Raw genomic sequence first — 5,292 nt, 5'->3', positions numbered from 1 at the left:
CGGCCCGCGGATCGCGATGGCAGCAAGTGGGAGGCGACGGCTGGGACGTGCGCGGGCGGATCGCCGGCACTTTCGTTGCCTCGACGGGAGCGCCACCGGTCGGGTCAAGCGGTGCTGTCAGCCACCGGAACGCGGCGGTCTTCTCGATCCGGTCGACGAAGCCAGTGCCGCGGCATGTCTGCACGCAGTTGTGGACAGGGCCACATTGGCGCACCAATGACAAAGAACCTGATCCCAGACCCGGGTTTTTGGGGGGTTTCCGGGGGGAAGCCGTAATCTCCATCGAGAGATATCGAAGCCCTGACCAGCGTTTCCGCTGGTCAGGGCTTCTTTAATGTCGGGACGGCCGGATTTGAACCGACGACCCCTTGACCCCCAGGACCGTCAAGATCGGCGAATGACGTGAGCCGCCGTCAATACGCCCAGCTTGCGGCTCTGGTAATCGTCGGCTCGCGGTGGTTCACATGGGTAGTCACTACAAGATCGTCTCCCAGAGTTCTCCCAGGATGCCTTCCGGAACCGAAGGCGCATGGTCCGCAGGTGAGGCTACGGACGCCAGATGGCCTGACGCGAGCCGGCGCTGCTGGCTATCACCTTGCCGCCTGGATCACCCGAACTGAAGAAGAGTTCGCCGCTGACCTTCTGGCCAGCGGTGACCGTCGTGGGGTAATTGCTAATCGGGTCTGTGTCCTCGAATGTCATCAGCGGGATCGTCTCGCCGGCAAGCGTGCCGTCGCTGGCCTCGTAGATGAGTTCGATGTCGGATCCCGTCGGCACCTGGCCGGTCACTCCCTTGATGTCGAGTCGAATTCGCACCATGGGTTTGAACGCCGCACCTGGCTTCGTGGCTGTCGGCGACTTCGGGTCGTACTCCGCTTCGTGGAAGGTAACGACCTCTGGCTTGGAGATTACGTACTCCACCTCGCCGCTCTCGGCGGCAATCACACCCGCACTCCCGTAGGCGATCTCCCTAGGTGCCGCCTGCGACTGCGTCTGGGATTCGTCGGGACCGGGTTCACTGCTGCCGCCTGGCTTACCACCTCCGCACCCCGCCAACAGCAGGACGGAACAGGTGGTCGTTGTGGCAACGAGCAAACGCCATGAGGAGAGCACAAGGGAACGCTATGGGCTGCTCGCTGCTGATGTCTCGCGCCTCCGGTGAAGTTCCGCCGGAGGTGCGGGCGAGTTCGACTCGTCGGAGAGCAGATCCGCCCGAACGGTATGACAGAGGCCGCTCGCTGGCACGAGCGAGCCGAGAACGACTGACAACGCCTTCGTCCCGAAGTAGGTCGAGATCGATGCCTGGCATGGACATCTGGCTATATAGACTGCTCAGCCTGCTGGTCGTTGTCGTTCTGCGTTGGTCCGGCAAGCCGCTCTTTACGGGGTTCGCTCCCCAGATGCTCCCCGCCCTCGAAGGTGTGTCATCCCGGCTCGCATGTCGGGTGTTGCTGGGCCGCGCCGACCTGGTCCAGGTGGAGCGCCCCGCTGGACGAACGACCTGGACCAGGTCGGCGCGGTCTGGCTGCCTGGTGTGGGGGCCGGGTGACACGCCGACGGCCTTGCTGCGTCGTCATCCCGGACGCCCGGGTCCAGGGCTGGAAGTCCTGGCCGCCGGAGGCCCGAACCGGGTTGGAGGGCCGGAGGCCCTGCCCGCCGGAGGCGTGCGTGGTTGCTTAGTTGGCTATACGGCGATCTCTCGATGTGCCGCCTCGATAAATGCCATCCTCTTACGCTGTAGCTCCTCAAGTGCTTCAGATAGCAAGTCGTGGAAATTTTCGAGGCCTACATCGATCACAAAGACTCCCCACCTGATCGACATCAGTTCCTCAGCCGCCTCCCTCACTTCTGCGGACATTGCGATCAGCTGCACTTCACGAAGTAGCTGTTGGGTTATTTGGGCGGAATGCTCAGCAAGGCCATATTCATCAACGCTTAGACTGTCTCGCGGGTGGGTGCCCCCAGCAGCCTGGCGCTCCTGCGTTATCTTCCGCAAAGCGATTCTGCCATCCTTGGAGACAGCTTCGAGAAACTCGGCATACACACGTAGTCGCGCTTCGTGGAATCGAGTTCGTGCGCGTTCTTCGGCATCAATTTCGCGACGTCGCAATTCAGCTTTCTGGTTCGACCTCTGCACCAAAAGTGCGACGGTCCCCGTGATAAGCGTTCCGAGAATTCCCGCCGTGCCTGCGATGAGGGCAGCGTCCACCGGGGTTGGCATGGGTCTGACCATATTGGTTCTGCCGCTCGTCAGTCGTCCCGGCTCAGGGACAGAGCCATCAGCAACGAGACGTGCCCGCACTCCCGACGACCGTGAGTCCTAATCACACCTGGCCAGATCGAGCCCAGCACCCCCTTCGCCTCGGTGTGTGCTGGGCTTCGTGCTATCCGCGTGGGCTGCGCCGATCGGCCGCCGCCCGCCGTCGCCGCAGGCGTAAGGCGGAGCGGCGCCGCCCGAATCGGCAGCGCGCAGCCCGCTTGCGGGCTGCCTTGAAGACGTATGGAAAGTTCTCACCACATGGCCCGTGTCGTACGAGTGTTCGATATGGTCGCAGGGTGGAACTGCTGGAGAAGTGGTGGAACGGCTCGTGGGGTCGGCTTGCCCGACGGGACGTACTGCTGCGTGTTGGCGCGATCTGGGAGGTGGAGGTCCGCGAGGGAGGTGCTGACGGGCATTCCCGGGTCTGGCGATTCCCTACAGAGGAGGAGGCTCGCGCCTTCGCCCAGCAGTGCATGACCCCATCTGGCAAGTGGCGGGATCTTCATGATGTTTGAGGCTGCACTGGGGTCGATCGGATGGGCGAGGGGGATCGCGGAGCGGTTGATGGCTGCGGAGCTGCCCCGGCGCTGGAAGCACGTTCAGGCGGTGGCGGCCAAAGCTGAGGGTTTGCGCCCAGCACTGGGTGACGACGCTGACCTACTCGTCACGGCGGCCTGGCTGCACGACGTCGGGTACTCGTCCGAGCTTCAGGTGACCGGCTTTCACCCGCTTGACGGCGCCCGCTACTTGTCGCAGCTCGGAGCGGACATGCGCCTGTCCGGTCTGGTGGGGAACCACTCCGGCGCGGCGGTTGAGGCGCAGCTTCGTGGGCTTGCTGCTGAGATGGCGGAGTTCCCCGATGAGGGGTCACTGGCGCGGGACGGTGTCTGGTACTGCGACATGACGACGAGCCCGGTCGGTGAGCCGGTGTCATTCGACGAGCGGCTGGCGGAGATTAAGAAGCGGTACGGCTTGGAGCACACTGTGCCCCGCGCGATTGAGGCATCCGCACCGGAGATCCGGCGGGCGATCCGGCGGGTCCTAGACACCGCTGCCACGTCTGACTGTCATCGGACTTCGCCGAGCTGACCGGCCAGGTGATGCCTACCGGGAAAGATCGGCGGCGTACAGCACAGTGGCGTCATCGTGCGTCTTGCCTCTGGGCCAGCGGTCACCCTTAGAATCGGACAGCTCCGCCTCGCGGACGCGGGAAATGACGTCAGCAGGGCCGGCGGTTCGCAAACTTGCGAGCAGATCTTGCCAACTGGCCAGCGCGAAGCGGTCGACAAGCCTAGTTGCGCCGTCGCTCAGGAGGGCCAACTCGGCAATGCTGGACACTGGCCGGGTTCCTGTTATCGCCTGTTCCGCCGCGTCAGAGTCTGCCGCAGCTACCCAGAAGCCATCCGGACGGTTGCGGTGGGCTCGCAGGGCTTCGACGTATCGGCGTCGGGCGTCGTCGTGTCCAGGGGTGCCGTTTGGGAGGGCATCCATTTCAGGCCGGTAGCGCTGCCCAATGAGGGACTCACGGTTGTCGGTAATTACCTCCGGTGTCCCTGACCGAAACTGAAGCAGTAGAACGGAGTCAGCTAGCACCAGGTAGTCGACTTTTTCTGCTTCGAAACGGACGATAACGACAGTCGCGGATGGCGTGCCAGGGTCGTTCAAATCGCAGGTGTGGCGATGGAGGTCGGCCGTCTCGGCGATTGCCATTCCGAGCACCTGTTGAAGCGTTTGTCCGCCCCCGGCGATTCCTGCCAGGATCGCTGTTCCCAGGCGCTGGGTGTACCACGCAACACCGTGCTTGCATCCGGAGGTGGTGCCGGAAAGACCTGCGCCGTCCAGTAGCACGAGACCCTTTGGAGTAGCGACGGCGAAATCTTCGTTTGGGTGATCGGAACTTGCCGGGCTGGTCGCCATCCTAAGGTCCATCAGCCCTCCATCTGGTACACAGGCGTTAGTGGTTCGACGTTCAACGGTTCATGTGTCGTTGGATCGAACTCAGTGCCGATGAGCACTGAAAACGGCCGGGTTGACAGCTCGCCGAAGAGGTCAGTAATTCGAGTGCACAGGTACTGGACCACACCGAGGGACCCCGGTGGGTGAATGCCTGTGAAGACGATGAGGGAACCTTTGCCGTCCGGACGAGGAAGACGCCCGAGATAGGCCACATCCCAGCTGCGCGACGGCTCCTCATCCTGCCCCGATCGAAAGACGATCCCACTACGGCGGTCAACCAGCGTCCAGGGGCCGTCTTTCGCCCGGGCAAACTGATGTACTGAGTCGTGCGCAAGTACGTCCGCGACGGCTGGTGAGATGCGTGGGCCGCTGATGACGACAAGGTTGGGGCGGTTGAGGTCGATCGCGCCACCGATCGGGATGTGTTCGTAGAAAGGCGTTAGGCCGAACTGCTGTGCAAGTTCACCGAGACGTTGTGCTCCTGTGACGTCCTCGATTGCCACAACCGGGCGTGCGCGGATCGCCTCCTGCTTGAGCGGCGTGGCAATTGTGACGCTGCCGTTGCCGAGGAATGCCCCCTCCGGCGCGGGGCCAGCGTGCTTGATCTGGTGAATGCGACCCCGAGTCAATCCGACCTGCTCAGCGATGTCGGCAAACGACATGCCGCCGTCGTGCAGTTCCTGGATAACTCGGCGCCGGAGTCGTGCCAACTCGGTGACTTCGCCCTGCGCCTCAGCCATGCGCGTTGTCGCTTGACGCAACAGCTCGAAGGGATCACGAAGCCCGGCAATGCGGTTGACCTCGTCCGTCATGTCCAACCTTGCAAATAGTGGCAGTGTCAGTGTCTAGACCCCCTCGACACTGCCCAGCTCGGCGAGCTATCGTGGCGTCTATCCCTCTAGACATCTTACCGCAAGGTTCCCTTCCGGTGGTGTCTAGGGGGGTATACAACGCGATCCGAAGGGAGGTCGAAGATGGGAAAGCTGTTCGGCGCTCGTCCAGCGACGGCTACGGCGTTGGTGGATCCGCCGGTGTGGCGGGTGTGCGTGCAGCGGGCGCGGTTGACGTTCGTGGTC

Annotated in this window: 6 protein-coding genes; 2 read left to right on the top strand and 4 right to left on the bottom strand. The window is 63.2% G+C overall.

Annotated features, from left to right (window positions below; all coding sequences use genetic code 11):
- Positions 1-546: 546 nt before the first annotated feature.
- Together Val02_RS46805 and Val02_RS46800 are read right to left on the bottom strand one after the other, a co-directional pair.
- Entirely contained in the window at positions 547-945 is a 399-nt protein-coding gene (locus Val02_RS46805; RefSeq protein ID WP_203905861.1) for a hypothetical protein, read from the bottom strand.
- Positions 946-1,684: 739 nt separating this feature from the next.
- Positions 1,685-2,221, bottom strand: coding sequence for a hypothetical protein (locus Val02_RS46800; RefSeq protein WP_203905860.1), 537 nt, complete (start codon positions 2,219-2,221; stop codon positions 1,685-1,687).
- Positions 2,222-2,556: 335 nt separating this feature from the next.
- On the opposite strand from Val02_RS46800, the gene Val02_RS46795 reads away from it, so the two are divergent.
- Positions 2,557-2,775 carry a hypothetical protein gene (locus tag Val02_RS46795; RefSeq protein WP_203905859.1) on the top strand — a complete coding sequence of 73 codons (219 nt, stop codon included), beginning with the start codon at positions 2,557-2,559 and terminating at the stop codon, positions 2,773-2,775.
- Positions 2,776-2,824: 49 nt separating this feature from the next.
- Positions 2,825-3,349, top strand: a complete 525-nt coding sequence (locus Val02_RS46790) for an HD domain-containing protein (RefSeq protein ID WP_239153868.1) — start codon at positions 2,825-2,827, stop codon at positions 3,347-3,349.
- Positions 3,350-3,364: 15 nt separating this feature from the next.
- On the opposite strand, the gene Val02_RS46785 is transcribed toward Val02_RS46790, so the two are convergent.
- Positions 3,365-4,177 (bottom strand): protein phosphatase 2C domain-containing protein, encoded by an 813-nt coding sequence (locus tag Val02_RS46785; RefSeq protein WP_203905858.1) that lies wholly within the window; start codon positions 4,175-4,177, stop codon positions 3,365-3,367.
- Between the two features lie 11 nt (positions 4,178-4,188).
- Entirely contained in the window at positions 4,189-5,028 is an 840-nt protein-coding gene (locus Val02_RS46780; RefSeq protein ID WP_203905857.1) for a sigma factor-like helix-turn-helix DNA-binding protein, read from the bottom strand.
- Positions 5,029-5,292: the final 264 nt, after the last annotated feature.

It is taken from the genome of Virgisporangium aliadipatigenens, assembly GCF_016863615.1.
Lineage (GTDB): Bacteria > Actinomycetota > Actinomycetes > Mycobacteriales > Micromonosporaceae > Virgisporangium > Virgisporangium aliadipatigenens.
The sequence above is the reverse complement of the archived record's forward strand: the minus strand, read 5'-3'. Positions and strand labels throughout refer to the sequence as shown.